The sequence below is a fragment of the Hymenobacter fodinae genome (assembly GCF_004745825.1).
Lineage (GTDB): Bacteria > Bacteroidota > Bacteroidia > Cytophagales > Hymenobacteraceae > Hymenobacter > Hymenobacter fodinae.
Genome location: NZ_SRLA01000007.1, coordinates 63,032 through 84,602, shown reverse-complemented (window position 1 = coordinate 84,602; position 21,571 = coordinate 63,032). Strand labels below are relative to the sequence as shown.

Here is a 21,571-nt window from a genome sequence, read left to right as displayed (position 1 = left end):
TTTCACCATTAGTTCACCTCCCGCCATGAAAACGCTTCTACTCACCGCCTTCTGGGGCCTGCTGTTTCCCGCCTTGCTATACGCACAGCAAGCCCCGCAAGGCGGCTACTGGAACCTGGAAACCAACCTTACCACCCGCGACTACACCCTCGTGCGCTTCTACAATGAGAAGGACGAGTTGCTGCACGAGGAACGACTTGACAACCTCTGCCTCGATATCAGCAAAGGCACCCCGCTGTGCCGTCGCACTGCCCGGCTGCTCAATACAGCCCTAGTCCAGGTGCTGCGTGCCCCCGGCAGCCGCACCCACCTGGCCACGCAACTCGGCCAGAACCGCCGCATCCAGCGTGGATACGCCGTGCGCTGAAGCACGAGGCCGCGCAAGTGGCGTGCTTGCTTGCTAAGCAAAGCAGCAGAGCCGGCCTACGGCCGGCGCCGCGCGGAAAGAGCCTGCGTGCGGGGGCCATGCGGTTTACCCACCCCTGACACCCGTAGTGCTGTTCAGGATACCTCCATTTGCCCTGGTACGACGGAAGGTGACGGCCCTGCTTGGGAACGAATAGCACAACCCTTCCACGAACTGCTGCACGTTTTCCAAGTGGCCGACACCCGACGAAGAGAAACCGACTGCCGCGCTGGTTGCCACCCCGCGTGGTATCACCTACCGGCATGAGCAGGTTGCCCGGTCAGCAAGGTATACCTGTTCAGCTCCTACCGAAGTTGATTTGGTCGGGGCCGAATCATTGCCGAAAGGTGGAGCCAAAAAGTAGGGTGTAGGCCGCGTCCTCCCTTACATAATTTCCCATTTATGTGAACCAACCAGTTTGCTTTAGAAGTACTAGACACCAGCTTCAGCGTAGAGCCTAGGCGCTTGCTTACCTCGATTGTTGAGCAAAACCATGAAAAGCGTGTACGTTTAGGTGGTAACCCAAGTGTAGTCGGCAACAATTAACTTTAACTTACCACCTGTCTCTCTTGCTCTTGCTCTCGCTCTTGTTACATGGCTCTGCGCTTCCTCCTCCTCACGTGGCTTCTGCCACTTGCCTCTGGGGGCCAAATTGGCAAACCAACTCCCATAAGCGCCCTCTCCGCCAAACAAGCCATCCCACTGCTAAGACCTACTATTGAAGAGGCACTAACCGGCATGCTTAACGTCCGCATTACGGAATTGACCAAGCCGACCTACCTCTGCCGGCACCTGAGCGACTCCAGCCGCCATCCGGTCGCAGGGGAACTGAACAGAGGACTTTTTGTCATCGTGCGCAAATCCTATCCCCCCGACTGGATAGCGGTTAACCTGGCCCTAAGCCCCACCCAGGGCTTGGGTGACACCACCACGTATTATATCCGCAGCAAGGCATTTGTAGGGTCAACGACCCGCATCACTCAGTAACCGCTGCAACTGGCGCTTGTTCAGCCAAACGGTGGTTTAGCTGTGCAAATCAGCTTTAGCCAGTCATGGCGCGGGATAAGCTATCGAGTGAGCGGCCACAACACGGTCCGTAGCGCGCCGCAAGTCCGGGAGTTGAGCCCCCTGCTAGGTTTTCTCTCGCAGGGGCGCGCCAAAGCACTTGCCCAGGCTACGGCAACTGCCGAATGATGAAGTTCTTCAACGGGTTCTTCTTGATGATAGTCACCAGTTGTCCGTTGGCATATTGGTACTCGTCTTCCCGGCCGTCGCGCCGGGCGTGGTAGCGGGCAGACCGCACGGGTTGCACTTGAAAATAGTCACCGAAGTATTCGGCGAAGGCGCGTTGCTGCCCCCGGGGCTCACCGAAGAACATATCCGTCACGGTGTAGGTAATGGGCTGGGTTTCGGTGCCCCGGTACTGGTGCTTGTACTGGTTGGCGACGATGTCGTAATGGCCGCCCTTCCACTCGGTACGCGAGGAAAAGTCGCCCTGGTTGGTGTGCGCTTCCACGGTGGAGAGCAGCAGTTGCCCGTTGCGCACCTGATTGATGACCTTGTAGTACACCTTCAGGTGGTATACCAGGAAGTTGACCTGCACGTCGCTCACCAGGGTAAAGCGCACGTCGGTGCTGCTCAGCGGCTGGCGGGTAGCCGTCATCGTGCCTACCCGCACGCCGGCCACCTCGATGGTATAGCGCCGGATTTCTTCCGGTACAAGCTTAGTACTCGTTGACTGGGCCGGTGCGGCGCCGGAATGCAGTACCAGAAGCAGGGCCAGCAGAAAGCACAACGCGTGCCTTCGCTTACTGCTCATTGAGCTTCCAATTGTAGTCAAGGTAAGTAATCTTGGCCGTGGGCGCCATCGGCGTGGACGCGTACTTGTGGACCCACTTGGTTACCGACTGCCCGTTCTTGCTCCAGTCGCCCTTGTACCAATCGAAGTACTTGGAAAGCTGCGCGCTTTCCTTGCCCACCTTGTTCTTGGCCGGACTGTTTAGGAAGTCGCGGCCCTGGTCGTCGAGCTGCTGGTTGAGCTTGGCGGCCGTGTAGGCTTCGTTGCGCAGGCGCGGACAGGAAATCGAAGCGCACACCAAGGCGAAGTGGATGCGCGGGTCGCCGTACTGCTTGCGCAGCGTGCCGTGCTCGATGTCGTCGAGGCTCATTTTCTTGCCGCCGATGCGGAAGAACTCGGCCGCCCAGGGCGTGGTCACGAAGGGGATTTTGATCTTGGAGCCGATGTCCTTGATGCTCTCCACCGGGTAGTGGTTCAGGATCAGCTTGATGGTGTAGGCGTTGTAGGCGTTGATCCAATAGGCCATCTGCTCGGCCTGGCTCCAGCTGGCGGCCGGCGGATTTTTACTCAGCAGGTCGAGGTATTGGTTCAGCTCCTGCTGGTTGCCTTTCCACGCTTTGTAGTCGACGAGCCCTTTATCGTTGACGTATTTTTTGAGCATTCGGTCGTAGGCCCCGTGGTCGATTGAAGCGGCGACCGTGGTCGGCGCCGGGCCGGGGGTAGGCGCCACGAAGGCTGCCAGCGGGGCGCCCACGGCGCTTGCCAGCAGGAGGGTCAGAATAATTCGGCGCATAATGGTACGGCTGAGTACCCATGTACGAAAACAACGCCCGCAAAAGATTGCCGCCGGGGCAATCTTCCAAGCCGGGCAGTTTCGTAAGAGTACAAACGCTTCTACGCCGCATGCTTCTGACCACTACGCTGCTTGGCCTTTCCAGCTGGCATACGCCCCCCGACAGCGTACCCAAACGCGTGTCCGTGTTTCCGCTGCCGGTGGTGTACTACACCCCCGAAACGAGGCTGGCGTTTGGCGCGGCGGCCACGGCCACGCTGCGCTTCCGCCGCGACGCGGGCGACAGCACGGCCCGTCCTTCGCAGCTCACCTTCGGCGTGGCCTACACCCAGAACCGGCAGCTGCTCGTGTACCTGCCGTTCCAACTGTTCTACGACCACAACCGCTACTACGCCTACGGCGAGGCCGGCTACTACCGCTACAGCTACTACTTCTTCGGCGTGGGCGAGCGGGCGGCGGCGAAAGAGCTGTACGGCGTGCATTTCCCCCGCATCCGCGTCAACGCGTTCCGCCGCATCGTGCCCGGCTGGCGGCGCGGCCAGCTGTACGCCGGCCTGCGCTACCAGTACGAGGACTACGACGTCACCCACGTGGTGCCGGCCGGCGAGCTGGCCAGCGGCCTGGTGCCCGGCGGGCGGGGCAGCCGGCTCACGGGTGGCGGGCTGGGCCTGTTCTTCGACGCCCGCGACCGGGTGTTCTTCCCCACGCGGGGCGTGGTGGCCGACGTGACCTACCTGCCCCGCAACCGGGCCGCGGGCGCCGGGGCGGGCGGCGAAACCACGCGCTTCAGCCGCCTTTCCGCCGACGTGTCATCCTACCACCGCCTCGCGCCGCGCACCGTGCTGGCCCTGAACTACTTCGTGAGCTACACGGCCGGCACCGCGCCCTTTAATGCCCTCTCGCTGCTGGGCGGCACCCGGCGCCTGCGCGGCTACTACGAGGGCCGCTACCGCGATCAGAACGCGGCCGGGCTGCAGTCGGAGCTGCGGCTGCCGGTCTACAAGCGCCTGGGGGCCGTGGTCTTCGGCGGGGTGGGCGTGCTGGGTGATGCGCAGCAGCTGCTCCGCCTGGATGCGCCTAAAGCCGCCTACGGCGCCGGGCTGCGCTTCACCGTCAACCGCCGCGACCACCTGAACCTGCGCATTGACTACGGCCTGGGCCGCAATTCCAGTGGCTTCTACCTCACCATCGGCGAAGCTTTTTAACCATCTTCCGAACCCCAACCGTTCTCCCGCCCGCCTTCCCCGCTATGCACATCAGCGTCATCATTCCCACTTACCACGAAGCCGATAACATTGCCCGGCTGGTGCAGGAGCTGCGCCGGCACGACCCCGGGCACGACGTGGAAATCATCGTCGTCGACGCCGGCAGCCCCGACGGCACCGCCGACGCGGCGCGCCAGGCCGGCGCCACGGTGCTGCTCGCGCCCAAGCCCGGCCGGGCCAGCCAGATGAACCACGGCGCCCGGCACGCGGCCGGCGACATCCTCTACTTCGTCCACGCCGACGTGCGGATCCATCCCGGCTACGTTACCACCGTCCGGCGGGCCGTGCGCGACGGGTACCCGGCCGGCTGCTACCGCTTCCGCTTCGATTCCCGGCACCCGCTGCTGCGCCTCAACAGCTACGGGACCCGCTTTCAGGGCCTGATGAGCCGCGGCGGCGACCAGACCCTGTTCATCACGCGCGCGCTGTTCGAGCAGCTGGGCGGCTTCGACGAGCACTACTGCATCATGGAGGACTTCGACATGATCCGGCGCATTCGCCAGAGAGCCGCGTTCCTGGTCGTACCCCAGGACGTGGTGGTGTCGGCCCGCAAGTACGAAACCAACAGCTGGCTGCGGGTGCAGCTGGCGAATCTGACGGCTTTCTCGATGTTCTTCCTGCGAGTGCCGCCCCCGCGTATCGCGCGCACCTACAAGGCCCTGCTCAACTACCGCTAAGCATGACCAGGCGCGTACTCGTCACCGGTGCCGGCGGCTTCTTGGGCCGCCACCTCGTGCAGCAGCTCCGGCAGCAGGGCTACGCCGTGCGCGCCCTGCTGCGCCGGCCGCTGACGGGCGCCGTGGGCGAGCCAGCCTTTCCCGCCGAGGTCGAGTGCGTGGTGGGCGACGTCTGCCGGCCCGAAACGGTCGCCCACCTAGCCGAGGGGTGCTGGGGCATCGTCCACGCGGCCGCGCTGGCGCAGGTAAACCCGGCGCGCGACCCGGCGGTGTGGGATGTGAACTACGGCGGCACCGACACCGTGCTGCGGCTGGCCCGGCAGGCCGCGGTGCAGCGCTTCGTGTACGTGGGCACGGCCAACGTCTTCGGCTTCGGTCCCCTGGCTCGGCCCGGCGACGAAACCCATCCCTTCGCCGGCCGGCGCTACGGCCTAGATTACATGGACAGCAAGCGCGCCGCCACCGCGCTGGTGGAGCAAGCCGTGCGCGAGTGGCGGCTGCCGGCGGTGCTGGTGCACCCCACCTTCATGCTCGGCCCCGGCGACGCGAAGCCTACCTCCAACGCCCTGCTGCTGGAGCTGCTGCGCGGCCGGGTGCCCGGCTACCCGGCCGGCGGCAAGAACTACGTGCACGTACACGACGTGGCCGTGGCGGCCGTCAATGCCCTGACGCAGGGCCGCGTGGGCGAATCCTACGTGCTAGGCCACCAGAATCTGAGCTACCGCGACGCCTTCCGGCTGATGGCCGAAGTGCTGCACGTGCCCGCACCGCGCTGGCCCATCCCGACGCCCCTGGCCCGGCTGTACGGCACCGCCAGCGCACTCGGCGCCCGGCTCACGGGCCGCCCCGGCCGGCTGAACCCGGCCATGGTGGCGGTGGCGGCCGACGGGCATTACTTCGACGCGGCCAAGGCGCGGGCCGAGCTGGGCCTGCCCCAAACGCCCATCGCGCAGGCCGTCGCCGACGCGTACGACTGGTTTAAAACGCACCGCTATGTCTGACCATACCTCCTCCCCTAACGCCGGCCGCGCCCCCGCCCCGGTACTGGGCCAGGCGCCACCGGCCCGCCGGCCGGGCGTATTCACGGGGCAGGTCGCGCTGGTGACCGGCTCCGAATCGGGCATCGGGCGGGAAACGGCGCGGCTGCTGTGCCAGCAGGGCGCCGCGGTGGTGCTCAACGGGCGCAACCCCGAGCGGCTGCGGCATACCTGCGCCGCGTTCGAAGCCGCGGGCTACGCCGTGGTCAGCTGCGTGGCCGACGTGACCGACTACGCCAGCTGCCAGCGCCTGGTGGACACCGCCCTGCAGGCGTTCGGGCGGCTGGATATCCTGGTGGCCAACGCCTGCATTTCGCAGCGGGCCTACTTCGTGGACATGCAGCCGGAGGTGTTTCGGCAGGTGCTCGACAGCAACGTGTACGGGGCCGTGTACCCGCTCATGGCGGCGCTGCCGGCCCTGACCCAGGCGCGCGGCAGCGTCACGTTCATCTCGTCCATCTCGGCGCTGAACGGCATGCCCAGCGGCTCGGCCTACTGCGCCGGTAAGGCCGCCCTGGCCAACCTGGCGCACACCCTGCGGCTGGAGCTGGCCAGCACCGGCATTCACCTGGGCGTGGTGCACATCGGCTTCACCCAGAACGACCCCGAGAAGCGGGTGCTGGACGCCGGCGGGCAGCCCGTGCCCATTGCTTACCGGCCGCCGCGCTGGCAGAAGTCGCAGGGGGAGGTGGCCAGCATCATCCTCGGCCACATCCGCCGCCGCCGGCAACGCACGGTGATTTCGTCCTTGGGCTGGGTGATTCTGCTCGTGCACACGTACTTGCCCCGCTTGGGCGACTGGTTCATCCGCACCAGCTTCCGCCGTTTTCGTCACTGGTATGAGTGACAATCTACTCACGGTGCCTTCTCGTACGTACCCATCCTGCTCACCCTCTGCTTCTCGCCTTCCCGTGGAAAAGACGTATTACAACCCGGCCGACCTGGCCCAGTTCGGCAACGTCACCGAGTGGCAGGCCGACATGGGCCGCAAGTTCTTCGACTACTACGGCGAAGTGTTCAAGGACGGCGCCCTCTCGGAGCGCGAAAAAGCGCTGATTGCCTTGGCCGTGGCCCACGCCGTGCAGTGCCCCTTTTGCATCGACGCCTATACTACTGACTCTATGCAGAAAGGCGCCGACGAAGCCCAGATGATGGAGGCCGTGCCCGTGGCGGCCGCTACTAAAGGGGGCGCGGCGCTGGTGCACGGCGTGCAGGTGATGAACAAGGCCCAAGAGCAATCCATGTAATCAGGCCGGCAGCGCGCGCCCCGCGCCGCCGGCAACTCATGCCGTTATGAAATCACTTAAGGCTACGGGCCACCAGCTGGCCGAACCCGCATTTCAGCTCACCGTGCTGCGCCAGGAAGTCGTGGACACGCTGCATCTGCCCTTTTTTCACGAGAAGCTGCGGGAGGCTAGCTTGTTTCCGCTCGCGCCCGTGGCCCCGGCCGTGCTGCAGGTGAACGTGGGCAAGATGTGCAATCAGGTGTGCAAGCACTGCCACGTGGATGCCGGGCCCGACCGCAAGGAAATCATGACCCGCGCGACGATGCAGCTCTGCCTCGACGCGCTGGCCCAGGCCGACATTCCGACCGTCGATTTGACCGGCGGCGCGCCCGAGATGAATCCGGACTTCCGCTGGTTCGTGGAGCAGCTGCACGCCCTGGGCCGCCACATCATCGTACGCTGCAACCTGACCATCATCGTCGCCAACAAGAAGTACCACGACCTGCCGGAGTTCTTCAAAGCCCACGGCGTGGAGATGGTCAGCTCCCTGCCCTTCTACACCGCCGCCAAAACCGACAGCCAGCGCGGGGACGGGGTATTCGATGACTCCATCCGGGCGCTGAAGATGCTCAACGCCGTGGGCTACGGGCAGGAAGGCACGGGACTGGTGCTGAACCTGGTCTATAACCCGGCCGGGGCGTTTCTGCCGGGCAGCCAAAAGGGCTTGCAGGAGCAGTTCAAGCGCATGCTCTTCAAGGACCACGGCATCGTCTTCAACAGCCTGTTTGCCATTACCAACATTCCCGTCAGCCGCTACCTCGATTACCTCATCGAGTCGGGCAACTACGCGGGCTACATGGAGAAGCTGGTCAATGCCTTCAACCCCGTGGCCGCCGCCGGCGTGATGTGCCGCAACACCATCTCGGTGAGCTGGGACGGCTACCTCTACGACTGCGACTTCAACCAGATGCTCGACCTGAAGGTGGCCAGCCCGGTGCGCCACCTCCGCGACTTCGACGCGGCCACTTTGGCCGAGCGGGCCGTGGTGGTGAATCAGCACTGCTACGGCTGCACGGCCGGCAGCGGCTCCAGCTGCGGCGGCACCACGGCCTGAGCTGGGCACGTCAACGCTCTACTCTACTTGGACACAACAAAGCTCAGCCACGGGGCTGAGCAGGCAGCAGATTCGGCTCGCTGGCCTCGTCCTGCAGCGTAATGGGCTGGCCCTGCACTGCCTTCTCGGCCGCTGGCAATATCTCGCAGTTGTCCCAGATGCCCGTTAGGAGCGTGCGGGCGTAGGAATCCGGGAGCCCGTTGGCTTGCATCAACTGATGCGCCTTGCCGTTGTCGTAGGTAAAGGCGTGAAAGGTGTAGGTAAGCTGGCCATCGGAGTCGTCGAGCAGCAGGTACCAACCCCGCGGGGTGCCGTCGTTGGCGGGCATCCCAATCACGCCCGCGTTGAGCCAGCAGAGCCCGGCCCGCTCATCGGCAAAGGGTAGTCCGGCGTGACCGGCCAGTATCACTTCGGCCTCGGTGGCGGCGAAGCTGGTTTCTTTCACCGGCCACGGAGTGGAGGCAAAGACAAAATCGGCAATGCCGGTGGCCGCGCCGTGCAGCACGGCTACCGCCTTGCCCGCGTAGCGGAAAGACAGCTGCAACGGCAGGGTACGCAGCCAGGTGACCGAGCCCGCCGAGACGTTGCGCACCGCGTAGGGAAACCAGGTGCGGGAGAACAGGTCACACCGGCTGCCCTCGGCGAAGTTGCAGCCGCAGTCGTCTTCGCCCCGGATGATGTTCTGCTCCACGTTGCCCTGAATGGCGTGCACGCCCCAGTCTTGCACCAGCTGCACTGCCTCCTCGGGTTGGGCGCAGTAGCCCACGATGTCGCCGGTGCAGATGATGTTGCCACGGGGGATCTGCAGCTGCTCGGCAACTGCTTGGAGCGCCTCCAGGGCCTGCAGGTTGGAGTAGGGCCCTCCGAAAACAAGCAGTCGGCCGCTTAGGGTACCCAGGTCTTGGGGGAGTACGTTATCCATTAGAAGGATTTTTGCGAAGAAGCGTGCAGAGCCCGAATACCCCGAAACAGTAAGCCGACGTAATCAGGTTGGTGCTGAGCAGCGCCCCGTATTTGCCGCTGCCCAGCTGCAGGGCGTAGGGCAAGGGAAACAGCGTCAGCAAGCCGCCCAGCACCAGCCCACCCACCACCGACAGGTGAAAGGCCAGGCGCGGTACGGGCACGTGCCAGAACAAAAACACGGGGGCCAGGCCCAGCACCAGCGTCCCGCTGATGGTGGTGGCCGAGAGAATGGCCGGGTTGAAAAATACCGGGACCGTGCCCAGTACCGTCAGCACCACCATGGCCCAGCGGCCCCGCGATACGCTGGGTTCGGCCGCTTTGCTCAGGTCAATGCTGATGAGCTTGGAGAACGAGGCCATGGCCGAATCGAGGGTTGACGAGGCGGAGGTGACCATGATGAGGTTCATCAGCAGCAGCATGGGCACCCCGAAGTAGCGCGCCACGGCCACCGGGGCTTCGCCGCTCAGGCCGTTGAGCTTGGCGAAGATGCCCACGAAGCTAAAAAAGATGATGCAGCCCGAGCCGATGGCCCCCGCCCAGAGGTAGGACCGGAGCGTGGTGCGCGTATCGGTGATAAAGCCCCGGTCGGTGAGCACCGGGTCGTGAAAGGGGTAGCTGAAACACTGCACCAAGGCCACCAGCAGCAAATCGACGCCGTGGCCCAAGGTCCACGTTCCGCTGCTCAGAAGAGGCTGCAGGCTGCCCCCGTACTGCGGCAGAATAAACCCCAGAATGACCGTGAGCAAGCCCACGAAGAGCGAGAGTTGAATTACGTCGGTCATAATGGAGCTGCTCATGCCGCCCTTGAGGGTATAGGCCAGCGTCAGCAGGCTGAACACCACAATGGCGACGTAGTAATGGGTGGTGCCCTGCTCACCAAAGTAAGAGCCAATGACGATGGTGTTGGACCAAATTTCGTTGTAGAGCCGAATGATAATCAGCAGGGTAAAGACGACCACCGCCCCCGCGCCGTATTTCGATTCGAGAAATTGGTGGATGCTGCGGTAGCCGCCTTGGTTGCGCATGGCGACGATGACCAAACCGGCCACCAGAAACGACAGGTAGTACCCCGCGTAGGCCACGCCCCCCACCAACCCGAAGCTTTGGCCCAGGTTGGCGGCGTTGGTGATGGACTTGGCAAACAGCCAGGAGATGACCAGGCTGCTCGTCAAAAAAACCGTGTTGGGCGTCCGCTCTTGGCGGGCGCCTCGGAAAAACTCGGGCGCGGTGCGGGACAGCGGCGAGACGAAAAACAGCGTGACGCTGGAGGCCAGCACCAACGCCCACTGCAACAGGGATATACTCATATAGGGATACTCAGCGGGCCCACCATACGGGCGCGTTGATGCTGTTGTTCTGGGTATTGGCCGCCGCTAGCTGATACTGCGCCGCGTTCAGCGCGCTTTCCGTGGCGGGATAGGGCAGGCGCACGGGAATCAGCCCGTTGTTGAGGCTGGCCGCCACCGCTTTCAGGCGCGGAAAACCCGTGCGGCGGTACTCCGTCCAGCCTTCGTAGCCGTTGTTGAGGTTGTGCAGCCACTTCTGGGTCAGGATCTGCTCGAGGGGGTTCTGGCCGTTCTGCCCGTACGCCACCCGGGGGCTGCTGAGGTAACCGGCGGGCAGCGCCGTGCCCCAGTAGGCAAACGACTGGGTAATGCCCTGCTCGTACCAGGTCCGCGCCGACGCGGATAGCAGGTTCCGCTCGGCCGCTTCGGCCAGCCAGAAACTAGTTTCGGCCGCGGTCATGTAGTTGGCGGACAGCCGGTCCGAGTTTTCCCGGAAGATGGTCCCCGTCAGGGAGTAATCGGCCACCGAAATCGAGAGCCGGGAGGCATCGGGGCCGTTCAGCAGACCGCGGTAGGTACCCGGATTGGCCGCCGTCGGGCGGAAATACGTCGCCATCCGCGGGTCGCTCAGGCCCATGAGCAGCTCCTCGCTGGTTTTGGACATGATGAATAGGTTGTAATCCCCGACGCGGGCGGTGGCCATCCGGAAGTTGTTGGGCTGCGACAGCGAGAACCGGAAGGCAGCATTATCCGCATTCGCCCGGATATAGTTGCCCTCGGTCACGACGCGTTGCAGGGCCGCTTGCACGTTCACCTTGCGCGAAATGCGCAGCAGGCACTTTATTTTCAGCGAGTTGGCAAACAGCACCCATTTGCTACGGTTGCCCCCGTACAGCAAGTCCCCGTCGAGCGCCGTCGTGCCGGTGTAACCGTTGATGGCGGCAATACCCTGGTCGAGGTTGTCAAGGATGCCGCCGGGCGCCGTGTAGATGGATTCCTGGCTGTCGTAGGCCGGCGTAATCACCCCCGTTTTACCCTGCAAGGCCTGGCTGTAGGGCACGTCGCCGTACAGGTCCGTCAGCGCGGCGGCCAGGTAGGCCTTCAGGATCAGGGCCGGGCCTTCGTACACCCCGAAAGCGGGATTCGAGCGGGCTTTCTGCAGCAGAATCTCGTTGTCGCGCAGGTTGCTGTAGAGAAATGGCCAGGGGTTGCCGCCGTACTGCGGCTCGCTCAGGCTGTGGCGGTCAAACAGGTTGAAGTCGACGGCCGTGAAGTACTGCCCCAGCAGGTTGCCGGCCACGAAGCCTTCGTAGGACATCTGCTCGCCGTAGTCGAAGATGATTTTGCGCAGCAGCAGCGAGGGTTGCACGTCGACCGGCGCGTTGGGGTTGGTGTTGAGTTCCTCGAAGTTGTCCGTGCAGCCGGGCAGGAAGGCGGCCAGCGCGGTCAGCAGCAGGAGGCTGTATAATTTCCGTTTCATGGGCGGGTGGTGGGGCTTAGAAGTTGGCGCTGAGCTTCACGCCCACGTTGCGGGTGGTGGGGTAGCTCATGTCCTCGACGCCGGTCTGCAGCTGGTTTTGCTGAAACGAGGTCTGCTCCGGGTCGAAGTGCGGAATGTGCGACAAAGCCAGCAGGTTGCGGCCGACCAGGGCCACGCTCAGCCGCTGCGCCCGCAGCTTTTTGGCCAGCCAGGCCGTTTCGGGCACTGAGTAGCCGATGGTTACTTCCCGCAGCTTCACGTACGAGGCATCGTAGGTGTTATTCTCCTCGTGGTTGCGGTCGTAGTACATCCGGTAGTAGGTTTCGGCCGGGATGGCGCGGGTATTGGGCTGGTAGTTCGGGTTGTCGGCCGTGCCGGTGTTCACCACGCCGGGGGCCACGATGCCGCCCTCGGGCCGGTCGGCCGTTTCAATCAGCTGCCCCGCCACGCCGGCCAGGGCCAGCGTGCGCGACACCAGGAGGCCGCCCTGCCGCCAGTCAAGCAGAAAGCCCGCGTTCCAGTTCCGGTAGCTGAACTGGTTGGCCAGCCCCAGCATGAAGTCGGGGTTGTAGTTGCCCAGCTTCTTCAGGGTGTTGTCGGCAATGTACTGCCCGTTGCTGCCCACGATGAACTCGCCCTGCGGGCTGCGCAGGTAGCCCGTGCCCCACACGTCGCCCATGCGGTCGCCCTGCCGCACCTGGTACCATACGGTCTGGTTCACGTTGTCGTAAATGCGGTTGTAGCCCAGCGTGAGGGTGCCGGCTTCTTCGGGCAAGGACACCACGGTGGTCTGGTTGCGGCTGAAGTTCAGGCTCACGTTCCACCGGAAGCGGTTCGTTTGCACGGGCGTGGCGTTTACCACCGCCTCGATGCCCCGCGAGCGTACTTCCCCGCCGTTGATGACCCGCTCGCTGTAGCCCGTTGAATTGGCAATGGGCAGCGACAGAATCTGGTTGCGGGTGCGCGCGTCGTAGTAGGTCAGATCGAACCCCAGCCGGTCGTTGAGAAAGCGCACGTCGGCGCCGGCTTCCAGCGAGGTGCTCGATTCCGGTTTCAGGTTGGTATTGGCAATGGTGCTCTGCTCGCTGAACGCCGGCTGCGAAAACACCGGGTTGCGGGCGGTGAACACGCCCGCCGTCTGGTACGGCCCGGTGTCGTTGCCGACGTTGGCCACGCTGGCCCGCACTTTGGCAAAGGACACGACGGCGGGCAGCCGGAACTGGTTCGACAGCACCCAGCTGGCCGATACCGACGGGTAGAAGAAGGACGTATTGGCCGTCGACGTGGGGGTAGCCAGGGCGCTCGACCAGTCGTTGCGCCCGGTGATGTCGACGAACACGAGGTCCTTATACCCCAGCTTGGCCAGGACGTACAGGCTGTTGATGCGCTTGCGGCCGCTCTGCTGGTAGACCTCCACCGGGGAGGCGGCGTTGGTGAGCTTGAACACGCCCGGCTGCGCCAAGGTCAGGGCCTGGTACTGGTCGAACGAGGCCAGCTGGTCCATGCGGTTGCCCCCGGCCGACACGTCGAGCGACACCGGGCCCAGACTGCGGGCGTAGTTCAGCAGGAAGTCGGTGTTGACTTCCCGGAAAAACACGGCGTTTTCGGCGTAGGCGCCGTTCTTGAAGCGGTTGCTGCTGAAGGCCCGCCGAAACTGGCGCTTCTCGTTGGAGTAATCCATGCCGCTGCGCACCAGCAGCGTGAGGCTGTTGGCCAGCTCGGCCGTCAGGGCCACATTGCCGATGAGCCGGTCGCGGGTAAACGAATTGCGGTTTTCGTAGAGCGTGAAGTACGGGTTGTCGAAGAAGGTATAGTTGTAGGAAAACTGCTGAATGTCCTCTAGCCCCGGCTGCCAGTACTGCTTCATGGGGTTGATGTCGGTTTGGCGGCCCAGCCAGGCACTCAGGGCGTAGTTGGTGTTTTCTGAGCCGTACTTGGTCGCGGGGCGGTTGTCGCTGCTGCTGTTGATGTAGTTGAGCGAGGAGCTGAACTTAAGCCGCCGGACGGGGTCGAACTGCAGCCGGGCGGCCAGGGTTTTGCGCTTCAGGTCCACCCCCGGGATAGTCGACTCGCTGCGGAGGTCGGTGAAGGAAAGCCGGTAGCTGCCTTTCTCGTAGTCGCCCGCCACCGCCAGGTTGTTGATGGCCGTGCGCCCCGTCCGGTAAAAGTCGCGCAGGTTGTTGGGGTGCGCCACAAACGGCGTCGGGGTGATGGGCTGGCCGCTGTATAGCCCCGTATCGGCGCCGCGCACCACCCGGCCGTCGGGCAGGGTTACCGGGCTGTCGTACTGCGGAATCAGCAGGCCCGCGTCCAGCCGCGGGCCGTAGCTGTACGAAATGTTGTCGTTGACGCCCCCGCCCAGGCCGTTGCCGTACCGGAACGCCCCGCTGTTGCCCTGCCCGTAGGTGTTCTGGAAGCGGGGCAGCTGAAACGGCCGCTCGGCGTAGAAGGTGCTGTTGAAGCTCACCCCAATGCCTTTGCCCGCTCCCGAGCCGTCTTTGGTGGTAATCAGGATGACCCCGTTGGAGGCGCGGGTGCCGTAGAGCGCCGCCGCGCTGGGCCCTTTTAGCACCGACACCGAGGCCACGTCGTCGGAGTTGACTTCCATCGCCCCGTTGCCGAAGTCGATTTCCTGAAACCCGTTGGCATCGTCGTTGACCCGGTTGACCACCGTGGCGTTGTTTATCACCACGCCATCGACCACGAAGAGGGGATTGGTGTTGGTGAAGGACGATTCGCCCCGGATGGTGATGCGCGACGACGACCCCACCCCGGTAGAGCCGGCCGTGACCATGACGCCCGCCACTTTACCCGCCAGGTTGTCGAGAAAGTTAGCGGCTTTCACCTCGCTGACCTGGCGGCCCTCCACCTTCTGCACCGCGTAGCCCAGGGTCTGGGCGTTGCGCTCCAGGCCCAGGGCCGTCACGACGACCTCGTTGAGGGCCAGGCCCGCCACTAGTTCCACCGTCAGGTTGGGTTGACCCGTGTACTGGATTTTCTGCGCTTGGTAGCCCAGGCTCGAAAAAACCAGGGTGTCGCCTGGCTGCAGGTTGGTCAGCGTGAACGTGCCCGTCGCATTCGTGAGCGTGCCCGCCTGCGTGCGTTTGACCTGCACGGCGGCCCCCGGAATCGGCTCAGACGAGCCATTGTCCACCACCTGCCCGGTGAGCTTCTGGGCAAACGCAGACACGGACAACCAGGGGGAAAATGCAATCAGTAGTGATGCTCGCATCTAGGGGAAGAATCAGTGGAAAGAAGGTGTGGTCATTTACAGCATGAGGTGGTCTGGGAATGACGGACAGCGGAAGCATGGGTAGTTCTCCTGCTCTTAGCAACCCAAACCCGCGGAGCGTTGCCCAACAAACGGCATAAGCTACGAAGATGGATTGCAGACCGAAGCAATACTCTCATAGCGCAATACTACTCATCGGCTGCGGCGCGCGTGAAGACGCCTAAACAATAATACCATGAATGGCTTAGCCGATTGGGCCCGGCAGCACTGCGGCGGGGCTCACCGCCAGTAGCGGTTTGATGCCCGTGTAGACCCGCTGGGTGGTCGAGCGTTCCAGGAGTTGGTTGCACCGGTACCGAGGAACTAGCCACAACTACTAGGGCGAAGCCGGCAGCGGAAAACGCTCGTTTCGCTGAACACTGTGTCTAGCTTAACCAGGGCAAATTTGACCATTCCGAACAGGGTAGGATGATGGTGACCTTACCATCTCACCTGGTCTCGGCCTACGCAGATCGTTCGCTCGGCGTCCTACCAGAGCGGACGATCACAGCAAACGTATCTAGTCTGGTGTGCGTGCTTTCCGGTAACACCAGTACCTTGCCGCATGACCTCTCCGTGGTATCACCTGCGCCTGCTTCTCGTCCTGCTCTTACTGCCCATGCCGTCCTGGGCGCAAGAAACGCAGCAATGGCCTCGAAACGCTACGACGGGGCGGGTGGAGTTTTCCGGGGTGCTCCCGTGGCCGACGCCCGCTCCCTCCCCGCAGCAGCAACAGACGCTAGCACAACAGTGGTACACCGCGAAGCTCTCGCCGCCCGTACCTATCAAGTTTGCGATGCAAAAAACTCCCCCGACCACGTTTGCGGGGCTACGTACTCAAGCGCATCTGGATTCCCTCACGTATGAGCCGAACTCCTCAGGCGTGGTGGACTCGGCAGTTGACTGGGTCGTTTGGCGCTTGGTCTATCAGGTACACTTGACGCCCACTCCCCAAGGACTAGCCTATCGACTTTCTGCCTTTACGGTTGGGGAGATAGTGTACGATACGTATAGCGAGGCGCCGGTGGAAGAAGCCCTGCGTACGTTTCCCCAGGAAATGGCCGTGTTTCATCGGCGCGTGCGAAAGGCGTTGGCAGGTTGGTAGAGAGCCTGCTGGTTGCTCGTTCCTGATAGGGCCGATGATTAACCGACTCCGAACAGGATTTACCTCACCTCATATGATCCTGGCCCACTAGAAGCTCCGCGTTAAACTCATAATGCGGCTTGTAGACATAACAAAAGACTTTACGAACCAGGAGGTCAACTACCGCAGGGTGCTGACAACAAAGTCGCGGGCAATGACATAGTTCTGCCCGATGAACAACACGTTGAAAGGGGGAGCAATCTTCAGTGGTTCCGGTACGGAGTATCGTGATTCTAGGAGTTCTCGCCATTCCCTGTAGGATGCTTCCACGTCGAATAACCAACAAAGTGCCTGTAGCTCATGGGTCACTTGGGTGGGAAGGTAGAACGTGTGCGGGTGGCCTTGCTGTAAGTATTCTTCCAACCACTGCCGGTTGCGTTGTACCCCGCTCCACAGTGGCAGGAACGCCTGCCACTCCACCGCCAGGGTCGCGAAGCGCTGGTAGAAGGCTTCCAGAAAACCTACTGGCAGCCCTGTGGGTGCCCGAACGGTCAGGGCCGCCAGGGGGCCATTGTAATACGTGAGGGCGGGGTGTTCGCCGTGATAGCTTACCGGTCCGCCAGTACCTCGCTTGAGGGTCGCGGCTACCTTGTGGTGAAAATCAATGCGGTGGACTTCCACGGAGGTCGCCAGCTCCAGGTAGGTGGTTTGGCTGTAACGGACGGTGCCGGTGGGATACAGTGCACTGAATTGCTCCATCATGCCGGGAAGCTACGTAGGGTCAGGAAGGGTACAAATGCGAGTGCTACAACTTCACTTGCATAAATGCCCCTAACGGAAACAATCCTTAACATAAGATGGGCAATAAACGGCATCTTGGAAAAGTGACGCTGCTTTGCTGATCTAGCCGTTGTGCCAGGCGTCATACTTTAGCAAGTCCGACATATTACTTGGTAAGCGATGGCTATTATTCCTCTGAAGCACCAGTCCCTGGTAGCATTGTATGCTTACTTGAGGCATCTGGATCTAAGTTTAGATCGGAGTCGCTGGGGGACTTGGCAAGACTACGTGGCCTATTCCCGAAGCCAAGTCGCACCAGCTGTCATTATGCATTTTCTCGAGCAAACACACAGCGTGGTGGCAATGGGGGACACCAATGGGGTGCCTCCTCCGCATTCTTATACTAAGCTGCGGCGGCTCTACTTGACCTGCATACCCCTGCGGCGCAACAACTACTTGACGTCGGTTGAGGTAGCCGATGTGTGGCAGGTGCTGGAAACGTATCAAAAGTATTTAGCCACCGCTTGGAGTGCCTACTCTGTTGAACTGGAAACGCTACGCCTCCGCATAGCACACTTCTGTTACACGGTGTTAGAGGCCAAACTGAGTCGCCGCGAGTTAGACTACACGATGCGTATTGAGCATTATTTCTCCGCGCAGCCCATACAGACAGTGCCTCTACAACCCTTTTTGGCTTGGCTAACGTGACAGCTAAATAGCGCAAGGCTGCTGTCTGAGCAACCTTAGCGACCCTCTACATGCTCACCTCGCCGCTGCGGCTGTGCTGCTGTCCAACCTAGCGCACGCGCTGCTGAGCCATCTAACACTGCGCCTCCTACTCCAGCGTCGGGGCCGCTGCGTCCACTATGAGGCCTGATAAGCTTTGGTTACCATACCTAAGCAGCGTAAGTCTTACCAAGTGCCTTCTTTCCTGAACTACTGCTTTGGCTTACTCTACTTGCTGCCCCCTAGAGTTCTTCTACCTCTACTACTTTCTTCTTAAACTTCTCAACCAGAACAGGATGAAGCTGATGATAAAGCTTTTGGTCCACTACTAGCATGTACGGCCACGCATCATACTTCTCAAAAAAGACTTTTAGGTTGTCATGGCCATCGCTAGCCGCTACTTCGTCTTTCATGAAGCGAATAAAATCCGATCCCCTAAAGTAGTAGTTCTGTACAGTACCCGTAATCAACAGCTTCGTTCGCATGTTGTCCACATACGATCTATTGAAAATGTACTTCACTAGATTATGCTGGATCAAGTACTCCAAATCAGGAGTGATATCTAGCTGTTGTTTCGCTCGTATGGGCTCGTTGATTAAGGCATATTTCGTATACACATATAACTCCGCTAATTGCTCTTTTTCTTCGGCACGGTAGGTTTCTTTATTCACTAGCGTTCGGTAGACAGCAGTTTGGTTGGCAGGAGTCGTCGTGGCCATAGAATCAAGGGCGGTAGCACAAGCCCGTTTGTTTCATGGTCAGCAGTACCTGTGGATTCGCTAAGTTCAGCCGACTATCGCTGGGCAACTCCAGGTACTTCTCATTGAGAGGAACTAGATACAGGCGGCCGGAAACGTCCCGTAGCGGGTTTTCCTCCGCCTGCTTTTCGCTGCATCCGGCCGGCATAGCCGTAGTCATGAGAGTTGTTAATAAAAGGAAGATCCTGCGGACATCCTTCATAAATGCTACAGCTAAGAGGCGTATTCCTTTTTTCTAAGAACCATGTCTAGTTACGGGGAAATGAGAAAATATTGTCTGCTCTTCCTAAGGCTCAATAAGCTGACCTAATGTGGTATCCTACTCCTCATAAGGCCTGATAAGCCCCTTTTTATCAGTCCTAAACAATCGTTTCTTTGAACGACAGAACTTGCTCCAGAAGTAAAAAGCCGTGCCGTGATAACTGATGCTGAACTGAAACACTCCTTCTACCGGGCTCTCCTGTTTCAAGTGCTTCCCGTCACCCGAGCTATGTATCTGGTCCGCCTCGCGGAGGACTTGGTGGAACTCCGCGTGTATAATGACCGGACGTTATCCGAGGAAGAACAAGATGCCTGCTACTCTGTGGCGGCAGAAATGAGTGGGGACTTTGTCAAATTAGACGTCCGAGTAACCCTTCTAGTGGATACGCTGCCACTCCAGCAATTGAATGAAGGTCTACTGGTGTATCACCGGTATGAGTGTTTAGTGTTCGATGAGCAGGGTCGGTCTTAAACACTTATGTATCCAAACCGCCCCTAATGAGACCGGTTAGAAGCGTATGGTCAAGCCTATAACGTTCTGTAAACGTTCCTTTGCAGAATGTTACAAGCTCGGCCGTAACCTCTCCAGCGACGATTCACAACACCACGCGTAACTGGATCTTTAGTCCTATTTTATCAGGCCTTATCATGGTACAAGAGAAGATCTTTTCTCTCTTCTATGTTTCTTGCAAGCCTTATGCATCCAGACACGGCTACTGCTAATAAACTGCTTCAACAAGCCCTCGCAAGCGCGGCCGTAGAAAGCTTTGGTCTCGCACACCAGATGCCATTCCTCGAGTTCAGAGATGGTGGGTCAGAAGATCATACCCTGTCGATTGACACGGAAGTAGAATCGAATATTGTTTTTGAGGAGGCTCTTGGGCTGACGCAAGAGGAGAAGCTGCTCTTGCTATTCAACCGTGTGAATCTGCGTTTGGTGACGCACATCGAGTGCGACGATCTCGCAAACCTGGTTATTGATTTCGATAATGGGGTGCAGCTGCGATTTGCAGGCAGCCCGAAAGAGGAAACGTCTGAACCGTGGCAGTTAGGTAGTAAAGCTAATTTTGAGACAGGAGGATACCTACTGATTGCTACCTATGCCGGAGGGTATGCTATGTGGGATTACACGACCAAAGCTGTTTGAACAAGGACCTTTTATGAACCAAATGCTTGATTTTAACGACTTAGCAATTCTGACTCACCAACAGTTTGATTGTGCTCCACAATGCCTCGAAGCTCACTCTCGACAGCGCGTTGCGCCTGTGTAGTAAACGCAGTGGGGTACTGAGTTAAGAAGCGCCGAAGGTGTGCCAAGAGTGGGGCTAACGAGAGAGCACTAGAAAACACCAGTTGGTGGCGGTATTGGAATACAACGTTGTACCCGGCATGAGCAGAGTTCAAGCCGAATTTACAGACGCCAATCCCCGGCTGTTTGGAACTCACCAGCAGAGGTACTTGGAAATGCCCATCGATTGCCTTGTCCGCTTCGTGCGTGAACAACAGAAAACGCAGCATTTCGCGGTCGAGGTGGGTTTGCTTCGTAGTGGGGACCGTGCGTGTGGTGACGGACTTAACTTGAATGACTTGGCCTGCCGCGCTGTCTGTCGACACCCACCACAACATCAGGAGGAAAATGATTTTCATACGATTTAGCTGGAAGCAAAATCTCGCTTCATTAATGGGGCTCGCTCTCTGGCCAAAGTACCACAATTCGAGGCCAGTAATAGTGGTAAAAAAACCACTACTTTTCCGAGGGTGGTCCGAGAACACCAATTATGTAAAGAGATAAAAAGGAGAACAGGGGCTAGTATAAGCCTAGCTCCTGTTCTCCTTTTTGTTTAAGTATAGTAGCAAGTCTCGGGTTGCTATCTGCCAGCCCCTTATTTATACGCGTAATTGGCCCAGCCGCCGTCTACCAGCAGTTCCGTACCGGTGACAAAGCTGGCCTCCTCGGAAGCCAGGAATACGAAGGCTTTGGCCAACTCCTCGGGCTGCCCTAGTCGTTGCAAGGCCGTCGAGGAAGCAAAATGCTGCAACACTTCGGCCGGAGCCGCTAACACTAATTCCGTCGCCACTGGTCCGGGACTCACGACGTTGACGCGAATTTTTCTGCCCGCCAGTTCATTGGCGGCTACCTGCGCGATTTTGTTTAGAGCGGCTTTGGTCGCCGCGTATACGCTTGTGTTCAGGGTGGCCGCTGTGGCAGAACCGGAAGAGGTGAACAACACGGAGGCCCCCTCCCCCAGATATGGCAGCAGCTTCTGCAACGTGAAGTAATGGCCTTTGACGTTGGTATTGAATTGGGCATCAAACTCCGCTTCCGTGGTCTGCTCAATCGACTGAATGCCCACGATGGCCGCATTCAATAGGAGCACATCAATAGGGGCCCCGCTATCGTGCACAGCTTGTTCCAGTGCCGCGATACCCGCCAGGGTGGAGGTGTCGGCTACCACGGTTCGGAGCTGGGGGTTGTTAATTTTTACCGCCGCGGCCCGTAGATTTTCTTCCTTTCTGCCGGTGATCCACACCGTTGCCCCTTCCTGGATAAAAGTCTGGGCGGTAGCGAACCCAATCCCGGTAGTGCCGCCGCAAATAATCGCGTTTTTTCCTGTCAGACGCATCATAAAACGTGTGGTTGATTGA

At 60.6% G+C, this 21,571-nt stretch carries 22 protein-coding genes; 12 read left to right on the top strand and 10 right to left on the bottom strand.

Features of this window, described 5'->3' with window-relative positions:
- Positions 1–25: 25 nt before the first annotated feature.
- The 3 genes from EU556_RS24275 (at position 26) to EU556_RS26705 (ending at position 1,393) form a co-directional block, all read left to right on the top strand.
- Positions 26–367 (top strand): hypothetical protein, encoded by a 342-nt coding sequence (locus tag EU556_RS24275; protein WP_135436845.1) that lies wholly within the window; start codon positions 26–28, stop codon positions 365–367.
- 87 nt (positions 368–454) lie between these two features.
- A complete protein-coding gene (locus EU556_RS26890; RefSeq protein WP_394346135.1) occupies positions 455–673 on the top strand; it encodes a DUF5958 family protein in 219 nt (72 codons plus the stop codon).
- A 585-nt stretch (positions 674–1,258) separates the two neighbouring features.
- Positions 1,259–1,393, top strand: coding sequence for a hypothetical protein (locus EU556_RS26705; protein WP_262709678.1), 135 nt, complete (start codon positions 1,259–1,261; stop codon positions 1,391–1,393).
- 187 nt (positions 1,394–1,580) lie between these two features.
- On the opposite strand, the gene EU556_RS24270 is transcribed toward EU556_RS26705, so the two are convergent.
- Both EU556_RS24270 and EU556_RS24265 read right to left on the bottom strand, forming a co-directional pair.
- Positions 1,581–2,225 (bottom strand): DUF6134 family protein, encoded by a 645-nt coding sequence (locus tag EU556_RS24270; RefSeq protein ID WP_245327897.1) that lies wholly within the window; start codon positions 2,223–2,225, stop codon positions 1,581–1,583.
- A complete protein-coding gene (locus tag EU556_RS24265) occupies positions 2,215–2,997 on the bottom strand; it encodes a DUF547 domain-containing protein (RefSeq protein WP_135436844.1) in 783 nt (260 codons plus the stop codon). The genes EU556_RS24270 and EU556_RS24265 overlap by 11 nt, the downstream gene beginning before the upstream one ends.
- 110 nt (positions 2,998–3,107) lie before the next feature.
- On the opposite strand from EU556_RS24265, the gene EU556_RS24260 reads away from it, so the two are divergent.
- The 6 genes from EU556_RS24260 to arsS all read left to right on the top strand — a co-directional run bounded on the left by EU556_RS24260 (position 3,108) and on the right by arsS (position 8,316).
- On the top strand, positions 3,108–4,202 hold the full coding sequence (locus EU556_RS24260; RefSeq protein ID WP_135436843.1) for a BamA/TamA family outer membrane protein: 1,095 nt from the start codon (positions 3,108–3,110) through the stop codon (positions 4,200–4,202).
- Between the two features lie 44 nt (positions 4,203–4,246).
- The gene (locus tag EU556_RS24255) at positions 4,247–4,939 is read left to right on the top strand and encodes a TIGR04283 family arsenosugar biosynthesis glycosyltransferase (protein WP_135436842.1); all 693 of its coding nucleotides are present in this window, start codon (positions 4,247–4,249) and stop codon (positions 4,937–4,939) included.
- 2 nt (positions 4,940–4,941) lie between these two features.
- A complete protein-coding gene (locus tag EU556_RS24250; protein WP_135436841.1) occupies positions 4,942–5,940 on the top strand; it encodes an NAD-dependent epimerase/dehydratase family protein in 999 nt (332 codons plus the stop codon).
- The gene (locus EU556_RS24245) at positions 5,933–6,823 is read left to right on the top strand and encodes an SDR family NAD(P)-dependent oxidoreductase (protein ID WP_135436840.1); all 891 of its coding nucleotides are present in this window, start codon (positions 5,933–5,935) and stop codon (positions 6,821–6,823) included. Before EU556_RS24250 ends, EU556_RS24245 begins: the two co-directional genes overlap by 8 nt.
- Positions 6,824–6,887: 64 nt before the next feature.
- Positions 6,888–7,223 carry an arsenosugar biosynthesis-associated peroxidase-like protein gene (locus EU556_RS24240; protein WP_245327896.1) on the top strand — a complete coding sequence of 112 codons (336 nt, stop codon included), beginning with the start codon at positions 6,888–6,890 and terminating at the stop codon, positions 7,221–7,223.
- Between the two features lie 46 nt (positions 7,224–7,269).
- Positions 7,270–8,316 (top strand): arsenosugar biosynthesis radical SAM (seleno)protein ArsS, encoded by a 1,047-nt coding sequence (arsS, locus tag EU556_RS24235; RefSeq protein ID WP_135436838.1) that lies wholly within the window; start codon positions 7,270–7,272, stop codon positions 8,314–8,316.
- 43 nt (positions 8,317–8,359) lie between these two features.
- On the opposite strand, the gene EU556_RS24230 is transcribed toward arsS, so the two are convergent.
- From EU556_RS24230 to EU556_RS24215, 4 genes are read right to left on the bottom strand one after another with little or no spacing between them, the layout of a single operon-like run.
- Positions 8,360–9,238: a metallophosphoesterase family protein gene (locus EU556_RS24230; RefSeq protein WP_135436837.1), complete on the bottom strand. Its 879-nt coding sequence runs from the start codon at positions 9,236–9,238 to the stop codon at positions 8,360–8,362.
- The gene (locus EU556_RS24225; RefSeq protein ID WP_135436836.1) at positions 9,231–10,586 is read right to left on the bottom strand and encodes a sodium:solute symporter family transporter; all 1,356 of its coding nucleotides are present in this window, start codon (positions 10,584–10,586) and stop codon (positions 9,231–9,233) included. Before EU556_RS24225 ends, EU556_RS24230 begins: the two co-directional genes overlap by 8 nt.
- A 10-nt stretch (positions 10,587–10,596) precedes the next feature.
- A complete protein-coding gene (locus EU556_RS24220; protein WP_135436835.1) occupies positions 10,597–12,045 on the bottom strand; it encodes a SusD/RagB family nutrient-binding outer membrane lipoprotein in 1,449 nt (482 codons plus the stop codon).
- Positions 12,046–12,061: 16 nt separating this feature from the next.
- Entirely contained in the window at positions 12,062–15,235 is a 3,174-nt protein-coding gene (locus EU556_RS24215) for a SusC/RagA family TonB-linked outer membrane protein (RefSeq protein ID WP_245327895.1), read from the bottom strand.
- A gap of 646 nt (positions 15,236–15,881) precedes the next feature.
- Here EU556_RS24215 and EU556_RS24210 point away from each other — a divergent pair.
- A complete protein-coding gene (locus tag EU556_RS24210) occupies positions 15,882–16,421 on the top strand; it encodes a hypothetical protein (RefSeq protein ID WP_135436833.1) in 540 nt (179 codons plus the stop codon).
- Positions 16,422–16,580: 159 nt separating this feature from the next.
- On the opposite strand, the gene EU556_RS24205 is transcribed toward EU556_RS24210, so the two are convergent.
- Positions 16,581–17,162 carry a hypothetical protein gene (locus EU556_RS24205; protein ID WP_135436832.1) on the bottom strand — a complete coding sequence of 194 codons (582 nt, stop codon included), beginning with the start codon at positions 17,160–17,162 and terminating at the stop codon, positions 16,581–16,583.
- Positions 17,163–17,507: 345 nt separating this feature from the next.
- On the opposite strand from EU556_RS24205, the gene EU556_RS24200 reads away from it, so the two are divergent.
- A complete protein-coding gene (locus EU556_RS24200) occupies positions 17,508–17,888 on the top strand; it encodes a hypothetical protein (protein ID WP_135436831.1) in 381 nt (126 codons plus the stop codon).
- A gap of 260 nt (positions 17,889–18,148) precedes the next feature.
- Here EU556_RS24200 and EU556_RS24195 read toward each other — a convergent pair whose 3' ends face one another.
- A complete protein-coding gene (locus EU556_RS24195; RefSeq protein WP_135436830.1) occupies positions 18,149–18,625 on the bottom strand; it encodes a hypothetical protein in 477 nt (158 codons plus the stop codon).
- A 997-nt stretch (positions 18,626–19,622) separates the two neighbouring features.
- Here EU556_RS24195 and EU556_RS24185 point away from each other — a divergent pair.
- A complete protein-coding gene (locus tag EU556_RS24185) occupies positions 19,623–20,072 on the top strand; it encodes a hypothetical protein (protein ID WP_135436828.1) in 450 nt (149 codons plus the stop codon).
- Between the two features lie 32 nt (positions 20,073–20,104).
- Here EU556_RS24185 and EU556_RS24180 read toward each other — a convergent pair whose 3' ends face one another.
- Positions 20,105–20,572 (bottom strand): hypothetical protein, encoded by a 468-nt coding sequence (locus EU556_RS24180; RefSeq protein WP_135436827.1) that lies wholly within the window; start codon positions 20,570–20,572, stop codon positions 20,105–20,107.
- Between the two features lie 236 nt (positions 20,573–20,808).
- On the bottom strand, positions 20,809–21,552 hold the full coding sequence (locus tag EU556_RS24175; protein ID WP_245327892.1) for an SDR family NAD(P)-dependent oxidoreductase: 744 nt from the start codon (positions 21,550–21,552) through the stop codon (positions 20,809–20,811).
- Between the last annotated feature and the right edge of the window lie 19 nt (positions 21,553–21,571).